We start from the raw sequence: 16,914 nt of genomic DNA, 5'->3' as shown, positions 1-16,914 counted from the left end.
ACCGCCGCCCTCCTTTAGCCGGCGTCACGGGTGACCGGCTGATCTTCGACATTCCAGCCTAGCGAACGGCGCTGGCAAACGCGTGGGAGGGAGTCGCTGCCGAAGACGAGCCCCGCGGCGAACTAGTGTGAGTGCAGGCCTGGAAGGGGCAGTCATGAAGATCCAGCATGCGTTCCGTACGGCGCTCGTCGCCACGCTCGGGGTGGGCGTCGGCATCCTCATCCTGACCGGCGTGGAGACACTGTCGACAGTACTGCTCTACATCGGCACCGCCCTGTTCCTCGCGCTCGGGCTCGATCCCGTGGTCTCGTTCTTCGAGCGCCGGGGACTGCCGAGGTGGGGGGCGCTGGTGGCGACCTTCGCCGCACTCCTGGCGATCGCCACGGCTCTGGTGCTCATCGTGGTGCCCGTGCTCGTCGACCAGATCGCCAAGCTGGTCCAGCAGACGCAGAAGCTCGTCCAGAGCGCCGTCGAGGGCCAGTGGAACCCGGTCACGGTCGCGAGCGACTGGCTCTCCCACACGTTCCCGCTCCTCCAGGTCGACATGGTCCTCGGGTACGTGAACGACTGGTGGAACGGACTCGACTTCGCCGACATCGGCACCTCGCTCGGAACGGGCCTGCTGTCCTTCGGCGCCGGCATCGTCGCCTTCGCGACGGGCACGATCATCGTCCTGATCCTGACCATCTATTTCACGGCATCGATGCGATCCTTGAAACGGTCGGTGTATCAGCTCGCCCCGGCATCCAAGCGGGAGCGGTTCGTCGATCTGTCCGAGCAGATCACGGCCTCCGTCGGCTACTACGTCATGGGACAGGTCGTCCTCGGAGCGATCAACGGCATTCTGAGCGCCGTCTTCCTCTCCATCATCAAGGCCCCGTTCCCGGCGGTCCTGGCAGTGATCGCGTTCTTCTTCTCTTTGATCCCGCTCGTGGGCACCCTGACCGGTTCAGCGATCATCGTCATCGCCTGCCTCGGTCTCGCCTCTCCGCTGACTGCGCTCGTCGCCCTCATCTGGTACCTCGTGTACATGCAGGTGGAGGCCTACTTCCTCTCGCCTCGCATCATGAGCCGAGCCGTGTCGGTACCGGGTGCGGTCGTCGTCATCGCCGCACTCGCGGGCGGATCCCTTCTGGGCCTGCTGGGTGCGCTGATCGCCATCCCGGTGGCGGCGAGCGTGCTCATCATCTATCGCCAGGTACTGATCCCCCGGCAGAACGAGCTCTGACCTCAGGCGATCCGCCAGCACGCCGTGTGCCAGTGCCGGCGCGCCGCGAGGTCCGCAGCGTCACCGAGCACCCCGTCCGCACGCCACACGACGACGTGGGCCGTCCCCGCGGGCACCGCACGCCCGCAACCGGGGCAGACGTAATCCTTCTGCGCTTGGACGGCGGAGACGGGTTGGACGGTCCACTCCACGCCACGACGCTGTTCGGTGCGCTTCCACCCGGCGAGCAGTCGATCGAACGACGCATCGGGCCCCGAAGGCCTACGACGATTGGATCTGGGCATCGGCTCAGTACCAGCCCGAGCGCTGCGACTTCCCCCACGCCCCGCACGGTGTCCCGTACCTGCCCTGGATGTATCCGAGGCCCCAGGTGATCTGCGTGGCGGGGTTCGTCTCCCAGTCAGAGCCGACCGATGCCATCTTCCGCCCGGGAGTCGCCTGCGCTATTCCGTAGGCACCGCTGGAGGCGTTGTACGCGTTCACGCGCCAGCCCGACTCCTTCTTCCACAGGGCGACGAGGCAGGCGAACTCGGAGTCGCCCCACCCGCGAGCGGTCACCATGTCGTAGGCGATTGCCTGCGCACTACCGGGATTCGGAGTGACGAACGGCGGACTCCACCCCGATGAGGATCCGGAGGAGGACTTCTTCTTCGCGGCCGGCGGAGGTGTCGGTGTGGGGGTCGGAGTCGGGGTCGGCTTCACGTAGACCGTGTAATCGCTGGCGCGGTCCAACTCGACCGCTGGAGCGTCGCCGGCCTGGTACCGCTGAGCGTCGTGGACCGCTGTCGCATAGAGCGACATGGGGTCGAGCTCGGTCGCCTGCGCCTCGTTCGGGAAGGAGACGAGCGGGACCAGGGATGCCGCCACGAAACCCGCCGTGGCCGTCACCGAGAAGACGGCGAGAACACTGCGCTTGCGAGACCAGTGCGAAGCAGGTTGGTGCCGGGTGCGCTGCACGCCACGAGTCTGGACGTCGGAGCGCCGCTGGAGGATCTCGTTGCCGGAAGTCACAGTTCCCCGATCATATCCGGGCGCGGGACGGGTCGCCACGTGGTCATCCGACGGACTGCATCACGTCCACGACGGCGTCGAGCACCGCGTCCACCTGAGCCTCGTCGTACCCGCCGAGCTGCATCCGGAACGCCACCGTGCGCACCTGCTCGATCGTGAGGCCCTCCCCCGCTTCGAGATAGCGTGCGATCCGACCGGCGACGAGGTCCACCTCGTCGACGCGATACCCGAAGCGCAAGGGCGACACCCGGCGGAACCGGCGTCGTGCGGGACGAGCGAGCCGGTCGAGGATCTCCTGCGCGAGCGCACGGGAAGCCCCCACCCAGGCACGCGCACCGCGCCTGGACATGGCGGCGGCCCGCTCCCGTTGCGCGAACGCGTCCTCGATGCGGGCCAGCGCGCCGTCGACGGCATCGACGGCGTACCCGTGCCGCACCAGGGGGAACGCCGCGGCGCGGATGTCATCCGAGGTGAGCGTAGCGTCCTCGTCCTCGAACGCGGAGCGCGCGTTCGAGAGGAACTCGTCCACAGCCGCGGGCTGGTAGCCCTTTCGGCGGCCGGAGGTCGTCGGGAATGCTGCGGGGGGAGCCAGGTCGGTCATGACAATCCGCTCAGGGGGTTCAGAAGGATGTACAGGGCGAGGCCGGGAACGAGAGAGGGCAGGATCGAGTCGAGCCGGTCGAGCACACCTCCGTGACCGGGCAGGAACGAGCTCATGTCCTTGATACCGAGGTCACGCTTGATGAGCGACTCGCCGAGGTCTCCCACCGTCGCCGACACGAGAACCGCGAGACCGAGCAGGAGGCCCGCCCACAGCGGGATCTGCAGCATCAGCATTCCGAGCAGCCCACCGGCGATGAGGCTCGCGACGACTGCGCCCGCGAATCCTTCCCACGTCTTGTTCGGGCTGATGCGAGGGGCCATCGGATGCCGCCCGATCGCCACACCGCTCGCGTACGCGCCCGTGTCCACCGAGACCGCGATGATCAGGACGGTCAGGAGCCAGAGCTCGCCGTGGTCCTGCCGCAGCAGAACGAGTGCGAGGCTGCCGTGGAAGACGACGTACAGCTGGACGAGCCCGCCGGCGAGGACGTCGGCGACCACGTCACCGTACCGACGCCCATCCCCCGCGGCCATCTGGGCCACGAGGCGCCAGACGATGACGAGGACGACCGCGGCGAAGATCACGAACCAGTGCGTGAGGTACCCGACGAAAGCGGCCCCGAGCATGGCTGCACCGGCCGCGAACTGAGCGGCGAGATCGATGCGGCGACCCGCTGCCTGCAGGGCACGCGAGAACTCGAATGCGCCCATCAGACACAGCGGGACGGCGAACGCGATGAACGCCCACTTCCAGAACAGCAGAGATCCCAGAACGACCGCACCGATCGCGAGACCGATCAGGATCGCCATGATCAGATTGCGGCCGGACCGCGCATTCAGACGCTCATTCGCCTCTTCGAACTCGACGCGTGCCCGCTCGAACTGGCTCTCGAACTCCGAGCGCGCTGCTTTGACGTGCGCGTGGAACGACGACGGATCACCCGCCGGCCCCCCTGCACGACGCAGATCGGATCGACGCGAGGACGGATCCGATCCGGTCGCGTCCCCCGATGCGTCTCCGGACATGGCGTGATCAGACCTCGAGGAGCTCTGCCTCTTTGCGCTTCAACGCCTCGTCGATCAGGTCGACGTGCGTCTTGGTCACCGCGTCGAGCTCCTTTTCGGCCCGGGCGAGATCGTCGTCGCTCACTTCACCCTTGAGCGCGTCGAGCTCGTCCTTCGACTTGCGCCGGATGCCGCGCACCTGGACCTTCGCATCCTCCGCCTTGCTCTTGACGAGCTTCACGTACTCCTTGCGGCGGTCGGCGGTCAGCTCCGGCATCGTCACGCGGATGACGTTGCCGTCGTTGGACGGGTTCGCGCCGAGGTTCGGCATGTCCCGGATGGCGTGCTCGATGCTCTTCAGGGCCGACTTGTCGTACGGCGTGATGACGAGCGTGCGCGCCTCGAGGGCGTTCAGCGATGCCAACTGAGCGAGCGGCGTCGGGGTGCCGTAGTACTCGACCATGACATTCTGGAACAGCTGCGGGTTCGCACGTCCTGTGCGGACGGTCGAGAAGTCCTCTTTCGCGGCCTCGACGGCGCGGTCCATGCGGGTCTTCGTGTCGGCCAGGGTCTCGGCGATCACGGTCTCTCCATTCGTCGGTACGTCCTGTTGAGTCTAGTCGGCGGCCGGGGTCGACCTCAGACGCTGACGAGCGTGCCGATCGATTCGCCGAGGAGCGCACGGGTCACGTTGCCCGCCGGCTCCATGCCGAACACGCGCATGTCCATGCGGTTGTCCATACAGAGGCTGAAAGCGGTCGAATCGACGACTTTGAGCCCTCGCTGCAACGCGTCGCGGTACGTGATGGCATCGAGCTTCTGAGCCGAGGCATCCGTCTTCGGATCAGCGGTGTAGACGCCGTCCACGCCGTTCTTGGCGACGAGGACCTCGACCGCTCCGATCTCGAGCGCGCGCTGCGCCGCGACCGTATCCGTCGAGAAGTACGGGAGACCCGCACCGGCGCCGAAGATGACGACGCGGCCCTTCTCGAGGTGCCGCTCGGCACGACGGGGGATGTACGGCTCGGCGACCTGGGTCATTGAGATCGCCGACTGCACGCGCGTGGCGGCACCGGCCTGCTCGAGGAAGTCCTGCAGGGCGAGCGCGTTCATGACCGTACCGAGCATGCCCATGTAGTCCGCGCGACCGCGATCCATGCCTCGCTGGCTCAGCTCCGCTCCCCGGAAGAAGTTCCCGCCGCCGACGACGACGGCCACCTCGACCCGGTCGACCGCGGCCGCGATCTCGCGTGCGATCGCACTGACCACATCGGGATTGACGCCGAGCTGGCCCGCCCCGAACGCTTCGCCGGACAGTTTCAGAAGGACGCGACGGCGTCCGGTGTTCTCATCGATCACGCGGTGATCCTCTCGTCTAGGGGAGACTATCGAACGGCATGGAAAAGGGGTTCGCATCTTTCGATGCGAACCCCTCGGCCATCTGCTTACGCGCCGACCTTGAAGCGGGCGAAGCCGGTGATCGTGATCCCGGCGTCGGCCGCGACCTTGGCGACGGACAGCTTGTTGTCCTTCGCGTAGTCCTGGTCGAGCAGAGCGACCTGCTTGAAGAACGCGTTCACGCGGCCCTCGACGATCTTCGGAAGGGCGGCCTCGGGCTTGCCCTCGTTCCGGGAGATCTCGGTGACGATCTCGCGCTCCTTCTCGACGTCGGACTCGGGCACCTCGTCGCGGGACAGGTACGACGGGTTCGCGAACGAGATGTGCTGCGCGATCGAGCGGGCGGTCTCCGCATCGTCACCCGAGTAGGCGACGACGACGCCGACCTGCGGGGGCAGGTCCTTGCTGGTCTTGTGCAGGTAGACCTGGAATGCGTCGCCGCTGAGCGTGCGAACGCGGCGCAGCTCGACCTTCTCGCCGATGATGGCGGCCTCGTCCGAGATCAGGTCGGCGACCGTCTTGCCACCGGCGTCTGCCGCGAGGGCAGCCTCGGCGGAGTCGGCGCCGACTGCGGCAGCGGCGTCGAGGACCTTCTCGGACAGGGCGATGAAACGCTCGTTCTTCGCGACGAAGTCGGTCTCGGTGTTCAGCTCGATGAGCGTGACCTTGCCGTCCTGCTCGCGCGCGGCGACCAGGCCCTCGCTCGTGGAGCGGTCCGCACGCTTCGCGTTGCCCTTCGCGCCCTTGAGGCGGAGGATCTCGACGGCCTTCTCGAGGTCGCCCTCGGCTTCCTCGAGCGCCTTCTTCGTGTCGACCATTCCCGTGCCGAGCTGCTCGCGCAGCGCCTTGATGTCGGCGATGGTGAAGTTTGCCATGGGTGGCGGCTCCTCAGTGTGTGGGTGGTTGTATCCGGACGTCGGCGCCCCGCGGGTCGCGGGGCGCCGACGGGAAGATCACTCGGCGGTCTTCGCCTCGGCTGCATCCTCGGCCGGAGCCTCGGCTGCGGCGGGCTCCTCGGCGGCGGGCGCCTCGGCCTGCTCGGCGGGAGCGGACTCGAGGAGCTCGCGCTCCCAGTCGGCGAGGGGCTCTGCCTCAGCCGACTCGTCGGTCGGGTTGTGGCGCTGGATGAGGCCCTCGGCCGCGGCGTCGGCGATGATGCGCGTCAGCAGGCTGACCGAACGGATCGCGTCGTCGTTGCCCGGGATCGGGAACTGGAACTCGTCGGGGTCGGCGTTCGTGTCGAGGATGCCGATGACGGGGATGCCGAGCTTCTTGGCCTCGTCGATGGCGAGGTGCTCGCGCTTCGCGTCGACGACCCAGATGGCCGACGGGGTCTTCTGCAGGTTGCGGATACCACCGAGCGACTTGTGGAGCTTGTCGAGCTCGCGCTTCTTGAGGAGGAGCTCCTTCTTGGTGAAGCCGCTCTCCGACGGGTTCTCGAAGTCGAGCTCCTCGAGCTCCTTCATGCGAGCCAGGCGCTTGGAGACCGTCGAGAAGTTGGTGAGGAGGCCGCCCAGCCAGCGCTGGTTGACGAAGGGCTGGCCGACGCGCGTCGCCTGCTCGGCGATGATCTCCTGCGCCTGCTTCTTGGTACCGACGAACAGAACCGTGCCACCGTGGGCGACGGTCTCGCGGACGTACTCGTACGCCTTGTCGATGTATCCGAGCGACTGCTGCAGGTCGATGATGTGGATGCCGCTGCGCTCCGTGAGGATGAAGCGCTTGACCTTCGGGTTCCACCGGCGGGTCTGGTGTCCGAAGTGGACGCCGCTGTCGAGCAGCTGGCGAATGGTGACGACGGCCATGGCCGTTCTCCTGTTCTGTGTGGTTGATCGCGCCGGACCGATGGTCGCGGCGAGCCTGGTGCCCGGCACGCACCCGCTCCCGGAGGAGACCGTTGGGTGGGATGCCGCGATGTCGATCACGAAATCGGATCGAGCCGCTCTGGGCACGCGTAGTCACCCCGACGAGCGAGGTGCCCCACCAGCATAGCAAGAACGAAGCCTTCTCCCCCGCGCGCGTGCCCCGGCATCCCTCCCCCTGTCGCGGCGGATCGCTCCGGGAACGACATCGGGCCGGAATGCTCGACGGATGCCGCGGTTCCGTCCTTTTTCCATCGCCGTCACCGCCCTCATGGCCGTCATGACCGTGTCGGGTTCCGCAACGGCCGACGACGGCAGCCCAGAGTGGTCGCTGCCCGTCCCCGGCGCGAGCATCCTCGTGCCCTTCGACGCGCCGGCGCACGACTACGCAGCAGGGCACCGCGGGATCGACATCGGTCCCGTCGACGGTCCCGTCCTGTCCCCCGCGGACGGTGTGGTCGCCTTCGCGGGAACCGTCGTCGACCGCGGGGTGGTGACGATCGACCACGGCGGCGGGTGGGTGACGAGCGTCGAGCCGGTCTTGCCCAGCGTCACGGTCGGTGAGGTCATCGCCGCCGGGGATCGCATCGGCACGATCGCCGCGGGCGGCCATGCACCACCCGGCGCTGTGCACGTCGGAGTCCGCCGCGAGGGACGCTACGTCAACCCGCTGCTGCTGCTCGGGCGAGTTCCCCGCGCGGTGCTCCTGCCGTGCTGCTGAGCGTCGCTGCGCTCAGGCCCGCGGATGCGCCTGGCGGTAAGCGGCGGCGAGCCGCTCCGTCGAGACGTGCGTGTAGATCTGAGTCGTCCCCAAGCTCGCGTGCCCCAGGAGCTCCTGGACAGCGCGGAGATCCGCACCTCCGTCGAGCAGGTGTGTGGCGGCTGAGTGGCGCAGCGCGTGGGGACCCACGGCATCCGCTCCGACGACGGGTCCGATCACCCTTCGCACGACGTCGTACGCCGCCCGCACCCCCAGACGGCCGCCTCGGGCACCCACGAAGAGCGCCTGCTCCCCGGGAGCGGCCAGGAGGGGCGGCCGCCCGCGGACCAGCCACGCCTCCAGCGCGCGCTGCGCCGGCGAGCCGTAGGGGACGACGCGTTCTTTCCCGCCTTTGCCCACGACACGCACCGTCGCCGCCGTCCGGTCGAGGGAGGTGACGTCCAGCCCGCAGGCCTCCGACACACGAAGCGCCGCACCGTAGAGGACTTCGAGGAGCGCGGCGTCGCGGAGCGCGATCGGGTCTCCGCTCTGATCGGCCGCGGACCGTGCGCCATCCAGCACCGCCGCAAGCGACGGCGAGGACGCCACTGCGGGGAGCGTGCGACCCCGCTTGGGTGTGACGAGACGGAGGCTGGGATCGTCGGAACGCAGGCTCTCGCCGACCGACCACCCGAAGAAGCCGCGGACGGACGCCGTCCGCCGGGCGAGGCTCGTTCGCGCAATCCCCCGCTGGGTCGCCTCCCAGAGCCACTGGCGAAGATGCTCGACGTCCACGTCGGCGAGCTCGGGATCGCCAAGGAAGGCCGTCAAGTCCGCGAGGTCGGAGCGGTATGCCCGCACCGTCGCGTCGGAGAGGCGGCGCACTCGTTCGACGTGCTCGATGTAGAGCAGGACCGCCGATGACACGCGCACAGAGCAAGCATGCCGCGCCGACGGCGCAGGCGCCGACAGGCGTGCCGAGCGGGCTGGACGAGCCCCACCTCACTGGGCGGGGGACGCGCGTCGCCACCCGCCGGGACCCCGCCGCGCGCGGCCCTCGAGCTCGAGGAGGGCGAGCAGACCTCGGACCTCGTCGGGGTCGAAGCCGGCCCGACGAGCGACGTCGTCGGCAGCGCGCGGGCTGCGCGCGCTCAGCGCGTCGAGCACGCGGGTCCGGTCATCCGTCCGGCCTGAGGACGCCTCCGGCGCGGCGGCATCCGCTCCGAGGAGTTCGCATGCGTCGTCGGGTGAGGTGATGCACCGCGCATCGTATTCGCGGAGGAGTCGGTGGCACCCTGCTGACGCCGCGCTGGTTACAGGCCCCGGCACGGCGCCGAGGGGACGTCCCAACGCAGCTGCGTGTCCGGCGGTGTTCAAGGATCCGCTCCGCCAGCCCGCTTCCACGACCACGGTTGCTCGGCTCAGCGCAGCGATGAGACGGTTCCGCTGCAGGAATCGCCACTTGGTCGGCGGTGTACCGCACGGCACCTCAGCGACCACGACGCCCGGCCCCGCTGCAATGCGAGCGAGCAGGTCGGCGTGACCGGCGGGATAGGCGCGGTCGACGCCGCCGGCCAACACCGCCACCGTAACGCCGCCGGCCGAAAGACACGCCCGGTGGGCCATTCCGTCGATCCCGTACGCGCCGCCGGACACGATCGACACACCGCGTTGGGCGAGTCGACTCGCGAGTTCCATCGTGACGTGCTCGCCGTACCCTGTCGCCGCACGCGCTCCCACCAGCGCAAGCGAGGCCTCGACGCCCAGAGGCTCGGGACCTCCCCGCGCCCAGAGCGCTCGGGGGGCATGGACGCCCAGATCGTCCAGAGCTGTCGGCCAGCTGAGGCTCCCCGGAACGAGCAGCCTCGCCCCGACCCGCCGAGCCCGGTCGAAAGCGTCATCGATGCTCTCCAGACGTGCGCGCCACCGGCGCCGCCCAGCGTCGAGGGAGGGGCTCGTCGGCCCACCTCCCTCGAAAGCCGCGCGGAGCGCGTCGACCGGGCCCATCTCGCCGATCAGCGTCCCGGCCACGCCGTCGCCGGGTTCGGTGAGACAGGACCAGACGGCGTGAGCGTGGTGGACCGCGACGGCATCCTCATCGTCCAGCACTGCGTCGGTCACGAGTCCCGTGAGGCGCCGCCTCTGGGTCGTCGATCGGTGGTTCACGATGCCGATGCACCCCGCTTGAGGTACAGGGCCCCGCCGATGTCGGCGGAGTCGAGGCGATCCCTGCCCGCCAGATCGGCGAGCGTCCACGCCAGCCGGAGCACCCGGTCGTAGCCCCGCAGCGTGAGCGATCCCCGGTGCAGCGCCTCGTCGAGCGGTCGCGTGATCGAGGGAGTGGGTCGGAGCGGACCGGACCGGAGCCAGGCGCCGTCGACCTCGCTGTTCGTGCGCCACGGGGTGCCGGCCAGTCGTTCCTCGGCCCGTCGCCGGGCGCCGATCACACGGCTCCGCGCTTCGACGCTCGTCATTCCGGTGTCGACCGTCTGCGTCGCGGAGACCCGCTGGAGACCGAGCTCGATGTCGATGCGGTCGATGAGAGGACCCGACAGGCGGCCGAGATACCGACGGATGGCGAGCGACGGACACACACACGCCCCACCGGGTATTCCGTAGTTGCCGCACGGGCAGGGATTGGTCGCGATCACGAGCTGGAACCGGGCGGGGAGCACGGCGCGGAAGCCGACACGGTGGATCTCTATCCGACCCGACTCCAGCGGTTGGCGCAGCGCGTCGAGCGCATGACCGCTGAACTCGCCGGCCTCATCGAGGAACAAGACCCCGCCGCTCGCGCGTGCGATCGACCCCGGCTGCAGGGTCCGACTGCCGCCCCCCACCAGTGCGACGGCGGACGCCGTGTGGTGCGGCGCTTCGAACGGCGGTCGTCGCTGCAACGTCGTGACCGGAAGCCCCGCGAGAGAGCGGATCGAGGCGACCTGAAGGGCCGTGTCGTCATCGAGGTCCGGAAGCAAGCCGGGCAGCCGCTTCGCGAGCATCGTCTTCCCGGCCCCCGGCGGGCCGCTCATCAGCAGATGATGCCCACCTGCCGCCGCGACGACAAGGGCTTCCACGGCATCGCGCTGCCCGATGACATCGGCGAGATCCGGTTCCGCCCGCTCGTCTGCGCCCTCAGTCTCGGGGGCCGCCACCGCTTCGACCTCGACGTCCGGGACATCCAGCCCGTGCGCCCGGGCGACGTCGCGCAGACTGACCGCGCCGCGGACGTCGATGCCGTCGACGAGTTCCGCCTCAGCCAGATTCCCGTGCGGGACGATGACACGCCGGAAGCCCGCGCGCGCAGCCGCCAGCACAGCGGGCAGGACACCCGACACGGGACGCAATCGCCCGTCAAGCCCCAACTCCCCCAGGTGGACGGTCTCCGAGAGCGACTGACGGTCGAGCGGCGCTTCCGTCGCGACGGCCGCGATGGCAACGGCGACGTCCAGCGCCGACCCCCGTTTCGGGAGGTTCGCGGGCGACAGGTTGACGGTGACGTGGCGACGGGGCAGCGGGAGGTCGCTGTTCGCGCAGGCATTGTGCACGCGTTGCTGCGCTTCACCGAGAGCCTTGTCGGCGAGACCGATGATCGAAAAGCCAGGGATCTGATTCGACAGATCCGCCTCCACCTCGACGATGTCTCCGACGAGTCCCGTGAGGACGACCGACCAGGTCCGACCGAGGCTCACCGCAGGTCCTCCAGGTGCTCGACGACGGCCGAGCCGGGATCGGGACCGGTGATGCCGATGAGATCGAGCCGCAGGCGACGACCGCGAGCCGCCTCCGGGTGCGCCACGACCCATGCCGCACCCACGCGCCACAGCCGGTCCCGCTTGCGCGCACTCACGGCCGCGAAGGGGTGACCGAACCACTCGCCCCGTCGGGTCTTCACCTCGACGACGACGAGCTGGCGCCCCCGCTCCGCAACGATGTCGAGCTCGCCGCCCGGACACCGCCAGTTCCGATCGAGGATGCGGTATCCGTGGGCACGGAGGTACTGCTCTGCGCGGTCCTCGCCTGCCCTGCCCAGGTCGTCTTTCGCTGCCATTCCCCCACTGTGTGGCCGGGGCTGCGACAGAGACGGGATCCGATCGGGTCTGGGGAGTGCCCGGCGAAGCACCCCGGCTGGGGAGAAGGCTCAGCCGTCGAGCGACAGTTCCTCGGGGAGCTGGAAGTCGCGCCGCTGGAGTTCTTCGACGTTGACGTCCTTGAAGGTCAGCACCCGGACGGACTTCACGAACCGATCCGCTCGGTAGATGTCCCACACCCACACGTCGTTCATCGATATCTCGAAGTAGAAATCGTGCTCGGTGTCGCGACGGACGACGTTGACCTCATTGGCGAGATAGAACCTGCGCTCGGTCTCGATCACATACTGGAACTGACCGACGACGTCGCGGTACTCCTTGTAGAGGGCCAGCTCGAGTTCGCGGTCGTAGTCCTCGAAGACTTCGTCATCCATGGTGACTCCATCCTAGGCGGGCGCCGGGGCGCCGCAGACCCCGACGGCGGCGTCTAGAACAAGGTGGGTGCGGCTGCGATGGACCACGATGCTCGGTGATACGCGCTGAGCCCGTGGCTGTCTATCGCCGCCCTGTGCTCCGCGCTGGCATAGCCCTTGTTCCGGGACCAGCCGTAGACCGGCGCGTCCATATCGAGTTCGGACATGTGGGCGTCGCGCGCGACCTTGGCGATGACGGATGCCGCCGAGGCCGACGCGCAGTCGCGGTCGGCCTTGATGACGGGTCGGACACCTCGCCCGATGGGCGCGACCGGGGTGATGTAGTCGTGGTTGCCGTCGAGGATCACGAGGGCGTCCTGCACGTCGACACCCTGCCGCCGGAGGTCGTCGATCGCGCGCACAGCCGCCAGCCCCAGCGCTCGGATGATGCCGACCTCGTCGACTTCGGCAGCTGTCGCCCATCCCACGGCGTGTGCCGGCACCCAGGCCCGCGCCCGCTCGGCGACCCCGGCACGGCGGGGTTCCACGATGAGCTTCGAGTCCCGGAGTCCCTCGGGCACGCGTCGACGGCTGAAAGCGGCATCCGCCGCCACCGCTCCGACGGCGACCGGACCGGCCAGGGCGCCGCGACCGACCTCATCGCAGGCGATGACGAGGGTGTGCTCGCGCAGGAGACGCCGCTCGAGGGTGAGCGTCGGCGCGACGACGGCCATCATGGCGCGGGGACTCCCCGGAAGACCTCGTGGTGGAAGTCGATGGTGCCGAAGCGGTCGAACGGCCAGGTGATGAGGAAGGCACGTCCGACGATGTTGTCGATCGGAACGAACCCGTGCCCCGGCTGATCCTGCTGGTACCGGGAGTCCTGAGAGTTGTCGCGGTTGTCGCCGAGCACCCACACGGATCCTTCGGGCACGGTGACGTCGTAATCGAATTCGTCCGGCGCGGACTGAGACGGGCTCAGTGCGACATAGGGCGTCTCGTCGATCGGGACGTCGTTGACCGTCACCTGACCGAGCGTGTTGCAGCAGACGACGTGGTCGCCCGGCAGACCGATGACGCGCTTGATGAGGTGATCCTCGCTGTCGGACGCCGAGAGCCCCACCAGCGAGCCGAGCCAGTCAACCGCGGCCGTCAGGGGGGGGTCCTCGGGACGATAGGTCGTGGGCAACCAGCCGCCGGGATCCTTGAACACGACGACGTCGCCGCGCTCGTAGCTGCCGAAGCGCGGCGTGAGCTCGTCGACGAGGATCCGGTCGCCCTTCAGGAGCGTGTTCTCCATCGAACCCGACGGAATGTAGAACGATCGCACGAGGAACGTCTTGACCAGGAAGGAGACGAGGATCGCCACCAGCAGGATGACGAGTACGTCACGGATGAAAGGCCACGGCCCTCGGCGTCGAGGACGTGCGCGAACGTCGCTGTCGAGAGCGGGCGACGGGGAGTCGGTGGTCATGCTGTCCTTCACCGGTGCCGGGGTTCGGCGACCGGTATCCAGGGTCGCACATGACGTCGGCGCCGAGCCCCGAAACACCCGGGAACGACGGATGCCCCGAGACCGAGGTCCCGGGGCATCCGTTCGAAGAGGCGCTCAGCGGTCGCGCTTCTCCTTGATCTTGGCCTTCTTGCCGCGCAGCTCGCGCAGGTAGTACAGCTTCGCGCGACGCACGTCACCGCGCGTGACGACCTCGATGTGGTCGATCACCGGGCTGTGGACGGGGAACGTGCGCTCCACGCCGACCTGGAAGCTGATCTTGCGAACGGTGAACGTCTCACGGACGCCATCGCCCGAGCGACCGATGACGACACCCTGGAAGACCTGGATACGCGAGCGGTTGCCTTCGGTGATGTTGACGTGCACCTTGACGGTGTCGCCGGCGTTGAAGACGGGGATGTCGGACCGCAGTGAGGCGGCGTCGACGGAGTCGAGGATCTGCATGATCATCACTTCCTGCGACCGCCCCAGGTCGACCGCGAGAGTTAGAGGAGAAAGGATGCGGCGCCCCGTCGGTGCCGCAGCGGCTCCGAACTCCCCTGAGGCAGAGATCTGTCAGGGCACAAACGCCCATTCTGCCATGGATGCCGACCCCCTCCAAACCCGCGGGCTCAGCGCAACGGGTCCCGTTTCTCTTCGAGGACCACGACAGCGGCGTCCGGCCGAACGGCGCCGGCCGGCGCGGTGTAGCGCCGGAGGATGACGGACGGACGACCTTCCTGGAACAGCTGCCACAGCGAAGACCAGAACACACCGAAGAACACGACGATCGCTCCGATCAGGAGGGGCCAGAACCACGCTTCGCTGAAGAGCCCCACGAGGACGGTGAGGACGTGCCAGAGGCCGATCCCCGCGACGTCCCGCCACGACAGCGCCCGCGAGTGGCGGACCGTCCCGCGGGACCGGATGAGCAGTGTGAGGATCAGCTGCCCGACGAACACGGACGGGATGGCGATGATGATCACCCATGCCAGAGCCCAGCCTCCGGCATCCGACACGATCCAGCCGATCAGCAGCCACACCGGCAGGACGACCGCGCTCGGCAGCAGCCAGAAGAAGAATCCGCGACGCAGGGGCATGATCTGATGCTACGCCGCGCCGACTGCGTGGTCCCCGGGAACGACCCGGTCGCCGAACAGCCCTGACCGACCGACAGCCTCAGTCGGTCAGAAGATCGGGCCGACGTGCACGGGTGCGTTCCACCTGCTGGTCGCGACGCCACTGCGCGACCCGGCCGTGATGCCCGCTGAGCAGGACGTCCGGAACGTCATAGCCACGCCACGACGCCGGCTTTGTGTACGACGGGTACTCCAGGAGACCGTCCTCGTGGGACTCCTCGACCAGGCTCTCCGGGTTCCCCACGACACCCGGGATGAGCCGCCCGACCGCTTCGATCATCGCCATCGCCGCGACCTCGCCGCCGTTGAGCACATAGTCGCCGAGGCTCACCAGGCGCACGCGACCGATCGTCGCGGCGTAGGAGAAGACGCGTTCGTCGATCCCTTCGTAGCGCCCGCACCCGAACACGATGTGCGGCTCGGCGCTCCATTCGCGGGCGGTCGCCTGCGTGAAGCGCTCGCCAGCGGGCGAGGGGAAGACGAACAGAGGCCCGGATGCCGCGTCCTCGGCGTTGTCATCGGTTCGCCCCGCGATCGCGTCGAGAGCGAGTCCCCAGGGCTCGGGCTTCATCACCATGCCGGCGCCACCGCCGTAGGGCGTGTCGTCGACGGTCCGGTGCCGGTCGGTCGTGTGTCCACGCAGATCATGGACGCGTACGTCCAGCAGACCCGCACCGCGCGCGCGACCGAGGAGCGAGACTTCGAGGACGTCGAAGAACGCGGGGAAGATCGTGACGACGTCGATGCGCACGTCAGGACCCGGTGTTGGCCTCGCCAGCCGATTCGTCGGACGCGTCGTCCTCGGCCGGGAGGTCCTCGAACAGACCCGCCGGCGGGGTCACCACGAGGCGGCGGGCGGCCATGTCGACCTCGGGGACGATGGCCTTCACGAACGGGACGAGGACTTCGCGGTCCTGTCCACCCGCTAGCTGGACGATCAGCAGATCCTGAGAGGGGAAGTGATCGACTCGCGCGATTCGACCCACGACGTCGCCGTCTCGGACGACGTCGAGGCCCACCAGCTGATGGTCGTACCAGGCGTCGTCCTCGACGACCGGTGCGGTGGCGTCCTGGTCGACCCAGAGGATCGCGCGGACGAGAGACTCGGCGTCGTTGCGGTCATCGACTCCGTCGAGGAACACGACGGGATGGGAGTTCATCCACTTGAACTCCCGCACCGTGACGGTCTTCCCGTGCCACGGCGACGATTCCGGAACCTGGAGCGTGAAGACGGCGCCGGGCACGAAGCGCCCGTCGGGATCGTCGGTGTACAGCTCGAGCTTGAGAGCGCCCTTGAGCCCGTGCGCCTTGACCAGACGACCGACACGCAGTTGCGTCCTGGCCGGGTTCGCCGACACGTCAGTCGTCCGCAACGTCGACGCGGACGCGCGAGCCGTCGGCCAGCGCGGAGATGAGGGTACGCAGGGCTTTCGCCGTGCGTCCGCCGCGCCCGATCACACGACCCCGATCATCGGGGTGCACACGCACCTCGAGCACTTCGCCGCGAGGCGAGGTGCTGGAGGCGATGGTGACGTCATCCGGGTGATCGACGATCCCCTTGACGATGTGTTCGAGCGCGGCGGCCAGCAAGGTCTTACTCGGACTCGGTCGCGTCGTCGGCGGCCGCAGCGTCGGCGGCGGGCGCCTCGGCCTTCTTCTCCGCCTTCGGCTTGATGACCGACTTCTTCGACGAGTCGAGCTCGAAGGGGGCCTTCGGCTCGGCCGTCTTCACGGTCGAGACCGCGTTCTGGTCGCCCTTGAACTTGCCCCAGTCGCCCGTGAGCTTGAGGATGGCGGCGACCTGCTCGGTCGGCTGAGCGCCGACGGAGAGCCAGTACTGCGCGCGCTCCGAGTCGACCTCGATGAACGAGGGCTGCTCGGTCGGGTGGTACTTGCCGATCTCCTCGATGACGCGACCGTCGCGCTTGGTGCGCGAGTCGGCGACGACGATGCGGTAGTACGGCGCGCGGATCTTGCCCATGCGCTTCAGACGGATCTTGACAGCCACAATTCTCCTGAATGGTGTTGCGAATGA

At 68.6% G+C, this 16,914-nt stretch carries 23 protein-coding genes; 2 read left to right on the top strand and 21 right to left on the bottom strand.

All coding sequences use genetic code 11. The annotated features are described in order from the left end of the window. The first annotated feature begins 154 nt into the window (after positions 1-154). Positions 155-1,228 (top strand): AI-2E family transporter, encoded by a 1,074-nt coding sequence (locus tag ACIQLK_RS09090; RefSeq protein WP_400364354.1) that lies wholly within the window; start codon positions 155-157, stop codon positions 1,226-1,228. Positions 1,229-1,230: 2 nt separating this feature from the next. On the opposite strand, the gene ACIQLK_RS09085 is transcribed toward ACIQLK_RS09090, so the two are convergent. The 8 genes from ACIQLK_RS09085 to rpsB all read right to left on the bottom strand — a co-directional run bounded on the left by ACIQLK_RS09085 (position 1,231) and on the right by rpsB (position 7,050). After that, the gene (locus ACIQLK_RS09085; protein WP_400364352.1) at positions 1,231-1,512 is read right to left on the bottom strand and encodes a hypothetical protein; all 282 of its coding nucleotides are present in this window, start codon (positions 1,510-1,512) and stop codon (positions 1,231-1,233) included. A 4-nt stretch (positions 1,513-1,516) separates the two neighbouring features. Next, a complete protein-coding gene (locus tag ACIQLK_RS09080; protein ID WP_400364351.1) occupies positions 1,517-2,239 on the bottom strand; it encodes a phage tail tip lysozyme in 723 nt (240 codons plus the stop codon). Positions 2,240-2,282: 43 nt separating this feature from the next. Continuing rightward, the gene (locus ACIQLK_RS09075) at positions 2,283-2,840 is read right to left on the bottom strand and encodes a DivIVA domain-containing protein (RefSeq protein ID WP_400364350.1); all 558 of its coding nucleotides are present in this window, start codon (positions 2,838-2,840) and stop codon (positions 2,283-2,285) included. Further along, the gene (locus ACIQLK_RS09070; RefSeq protein ID WP_400364348.1) at positions 2,837-3,868 is read right to left on the bottom strand and encodes a phosphatidate cytidylyltransferase; all 1,032 of its coding nucleotides are present in this window, start codon (positions 3,866-3,868) and stop codon (positions 2,837-2,839) included. The genes ACIQLK_RS09075 and ACIQLK_RS09070 overlap by 4 nt, the downstream gene beginning before the upstream one ends. A gap of 7 nt (positions 3,869-3,875) precedes the next feature. Beyond that, entirely contained in the window at positions 3,876-4,430 is a 555-nt protein-coding gene (gene frr / locus ACIQLK_RS09065; protein ID WP_400364346.1) for a ribosome recycling factor, read from the bottom strand. 56 nt (positions 4,431-4,486) lie between these two features. After that, the gene (gene pyrH / locus ACIQLK_RS09060; protein WP_400364344.1) at positions 4,487-5,206 is read right to left on the bottom strand and encodes a UMP kinase; all 720 of its coding nucleotides are present in this window, start codon (positions 5,204-5,206) and stop codon (positions 4,487-4,489) included. A gap of 86 nt (positions 5,207-5,292) precedes the next feature. Continuing rightward, positions 5,293-6,120 carry a translation elongation factor Ts gene (gene tsf, locus ACIQLK_RS09055; protein WP_400364342.1) on the bottom strand — a complete coding sequence of 276 codons (828 nt, stop codon included), beginning with the start codon at positions 6,118-6,120 and terminating at the stop codon, positions 5,293-5,295. A 78-nt stretch (positions 6,121-6,198) separates the two neighbouring features. Beyond that, a complete protein-coding gene (gene rpsB, locus ACIQLK_RS09050) occupies positions 6,199-7,050 on the bottom strand; it encodes a 30S ribosomal protein S2 (protein WP_400364340.1) in 852 nt (283 codons plus the stop codon). Positions 7,051-7,336: 286 nt separating this feature from the next. On the opposite strand from rpsB, the gene ACIQLK_RS09045 reads away from it, so the two are divergent. After that, positions 7,337-7,828 carry a murein hydrolase activator EnvC family protein gene (locus ACIQLK_RS09045; protein ID WP_400364338.1) on the top strand — a complete coding sequence of 164 codons (492 nt, stop codon included), beginning with the start codon at positions 7,337-7,339 and terminating at the stop codon, positions 7,826-7,828. Positions 7,829-7,840: 12 nt separating this feature from the next. Here the strand turns inward: ACIQLK_RS09045 and ACIQLK_RS09040 are convergent, their stop codons facing one another. From ACIQLK_RS09040 to rpsP, 13 genes are all read right to left on the bottom strand, one after another. Then, positions 7,841-8,740 carry a tyrosine recombinase gene (locus ACIQLK_RS09040; protein WP_400364336.1) on the bottom strand — a complete coding sequence of 300 codons (900 nt, stop codon included), beginning with the start codon at positions 8,738-8,740 and terminating at the stop codon, positions 7,841-7,843. A gap of 69 nt (positions 8,741-8,809) precedes the next feature. Further along, positions 8,810-9,928, bottom strand: coding sequence for a DNA-processing protein DprA (gene dprA, locus ACIQLK_RS09035; protein ID WP_400364334.1), 1,119 nt, complete (start codon positions 9,926-9,928; stop codon positions 8,810-8,812). Between the two features lie 41 nt (positions 9,929-9,969). After that, the gene (locus ACIQLK_RS09030) at positions 9,970-11,496 is read right to left on the bottom strand and encodes a YifB family Mg chelatase-like AAA ATPase (RefSeq protein WP_400364332.1); all 1,527 of its coding nucleotides are present in this window, start codon (positions 11,494-11,496) and stop codon (positions 9,970-9,972) included. Next, a complete protein-coding gene (locus ACIQLK_RS09025) occupies positions 11,493-11,855 on the bottom strand; it encodes a YraN family protein (RefSeq protein ID WP_400364330.1) in 363 nt (120 codons plus the stop codon). The genes ACIQLK_RS09030 and ACIQLK_RS09025 overlap by 4 nt, the downstream gene beginning before the upstream one ends. 90 nt (positions 11,856-11,945) lie before the next feature. Continuing rightward, complete coding sequence (locus tag ACIQLK_RS09020) at positions 11,946-12,269, bottom strand: DUF2469 family protein (protein ID WP_036309185.1); 324 nt, start codon at positions 12,267-12,269, stop codon at positions 11,946-11,948. Between the two features lie 53 nt (positions 12,270-12,322). Further along, a complete protein-coding gene (locus tag ACIQLK_RS09015; protein ID WP_400364920.1) occupies positions 12,323-12,982 on the bottom strand; it encodes a ribonuclease HII in 660 nt (219 codons plus the stop codon). After that, the gene (lepB, locus tag ACIQLK_RS09010) at positions 12,982-13,722 is read right to left on the bottom strand and encodes a signal peptidase I (protein ID WP_400364328.1); all 741 of its coding nucleotides are present in this window, start codon (positions 13,720-13,722) and stop codon (positions 12,982-12,984) included. Before lepB ends, ACIQLK_RS09015 begins: the two co-directional genes overlap by 1 nt. A 135-nt stretch (positions 13,723-13,857) precedes the next feature. Further along, positions 13,858-14,205, bottom strand: a complete 348-nt coding sequence (rplS, locus tag ACIQLK_RS09005) for a 50S ribosomal protein L19 (protein ID WP_065572175.1) — start codon at positions 14,203-14,205, stop codon at positions 13,858-13,860. A gap of 167 nt (positions 14,206-14,372) precedes the next feature. Continuing rightward, positions 14,373-14,840 carry an MFS transporter permease gene (locus ACIQLK_RS09000; RefSeq protein WP_400364326.1) on the bottom strand — a complete coding sequence of 156 codons (468 nt, stop codon included), beginning with the start codon at positions 14,838-14,840 and terminating at the stop codon, positions 14,373-14,375. A gap of 79 nt (positions 14,841-14,919) precedes the next feature. Next, positions 14,920-15,630: a tRNA (guanosine(37)-N1)-methyltransferase TrmD gene (gene trmD, locus ACIQLK_RS08995; RefSeq protein WP_400364324.1), complete on the bottom strand. Its 711-nt coding sequence runs from the start codon at positions 15,628-15,630 to the stop codon at positions 14,920-14,922. A 1-nt stretch (position 15,631) separates the two neighbouring features. Further along, complete coding sequence (gene rimM, locus ACIQLK_RS08990) at positions 15,632-16,237, bottom strand: ribosome maturation factor RimM (protein ID WP_400364323.1); 606 nt, start codon at positions 16,235-16,237, stop codon at positions 15,632-15,634. Position 16,238: 1 nt separating this feature from the next. Further along, on the bottom strand, positions 16,239-16,469 hold the full coding sequence (locus tag ACIQLK_RS08985; RefSeq protein WP_065570445.1) for an RNA-binding protein: 231 nt from the start codon (positions 16,467-16,469) through the stop codon (positions 16,239-16,241). A gap of 4 nt (positions 16,470-16,473) precedes the next feature. Then, complete coding sequence (gene rpsP / locus ACIQLK_RS08980; RefSeq protein WP_400364321.1) at positions 16,474-16,887, bottom strand: 30S ribosomal protein S16; 414 nt, start codon at positions 16,885-16,887, stop codon at positions 16,474-16,476. Positions 16,888-16,914: the final 27 nt, after the last annotated feature.

Origin of the sequence: Microbacterium sp. NPDC091382 (genome assembly GCF_044757025.1) — a bacterium.
Classification (GTDB): Bacteria; Actinomycetota; Actinomycetes; order Actinomycetales; family Microbacteriaceae; genus Microbacterium.
Note: the sequence above shows the minus strand (reverse complement) of the source record. Positions and strands in the feature narration are given on the sequence as shown.

What these genes read in the sequence shown, in the direction of transcription:
- ACIQLK_RS09045 (WP_400364338.1), top strand. Translation starts at nt 7,337, where the DNA reads ATGCCGCGGTTCCGTCCTTTTTCCATCGCCGTCACCGCCCTCATGGCC.
- ACIQLK_RS09015 (WP_400364920.1), bottom strand. Translation starts at nt 12,982, where the DNA reads ATGGCCGTCGTCGCGCCGACGCTCACCCTCGAGCGGCGTCTCCTGCGC.
- rpsB (WP_400364340.1), bottom strand. Translation starts at nt 7,050, where the DNA reads ATGGCCGTCGTCACCATTCGCCAGCTGCTCGACAGCGGCGTCCACTTC.
- ACIQLK_RS09085 (WP_400364352.1), bottom strand. Translation starts at nt 1,512, where the DNA reads ATGCCCAGATCCAATCGTCGTAGGCCTTCGGGGCCCGATGCGTCGTTC.
- lepB (WP_400364328.1), bottom strand. Translation starts at nt 13,722, where the DNA reads ATGACCACCGACTCCCCGTCGCCCGCTCTCGACAGCGACGTTCGCGCA.
- ACIQLK_RS09000 (WP_400364326.1), bottom strand. Translation starts at nt 14,840, where the DNA reads ATGCCCCTGCGTCGCGGATTCTTCTTCTGGCTGCTGCCGAGCGCGGTC.
- ACIQLK_RS09090 (WP_400364354.1), top strand. Translation starts at nt 155, where the DNA reads ATGAAGATCCAGCATGCGTTCCGTACGGCGCTCGTCGCCACGCTCGGG.
- ACIQLK_RS09075 (WP_400364350.1), bottom strand. Translation starts at nt 2,840, where the DNA reads ATGACCGACCTGGCTCCCCCCGCAGCATTCCCGACGACCTCCGGCCGC.
- tsf (WP_400364342.1), bottom strand. Translation starts at nt 6,120, where the DNA reads ATGGCAAACTTCACCATCGCCGACATCAAGGCGCTGCGCGAGCAGCTC.
- rplS (WP_065572175.1), bottom strand. Translation starts at nt 14,205, where the DNA reads ATGCAGATCCTCGACTCCGTCGACGCCGCCTCACTGCGGTCCGACATC.
- ACIQLK_RS09025 (WP_400364330.1), bottom strand. Translation starts at nt 11,855, where the DNA reads ATGGCAGCGAAAGACGACCTGGGCAGGGCAGGCGAGGACCGCGCAGAG.
- ACIQLK_RS09070 (WP_400364348.1), bottom strand. Translation starts at nt 3,868, where the DNA reads ATGTCCGGAGACGCATCGGGGGACGCGACCGGATCGGATCCGTCCTCG.
- ACIQLK_RS09020 (WP_036309185.1), bottom strand. Translation starts at nt 12,269, where the DNA reads ATGGATGACGAAGTCTTCGAGGACTACGACCGCGAACTCGAGCTGGCC.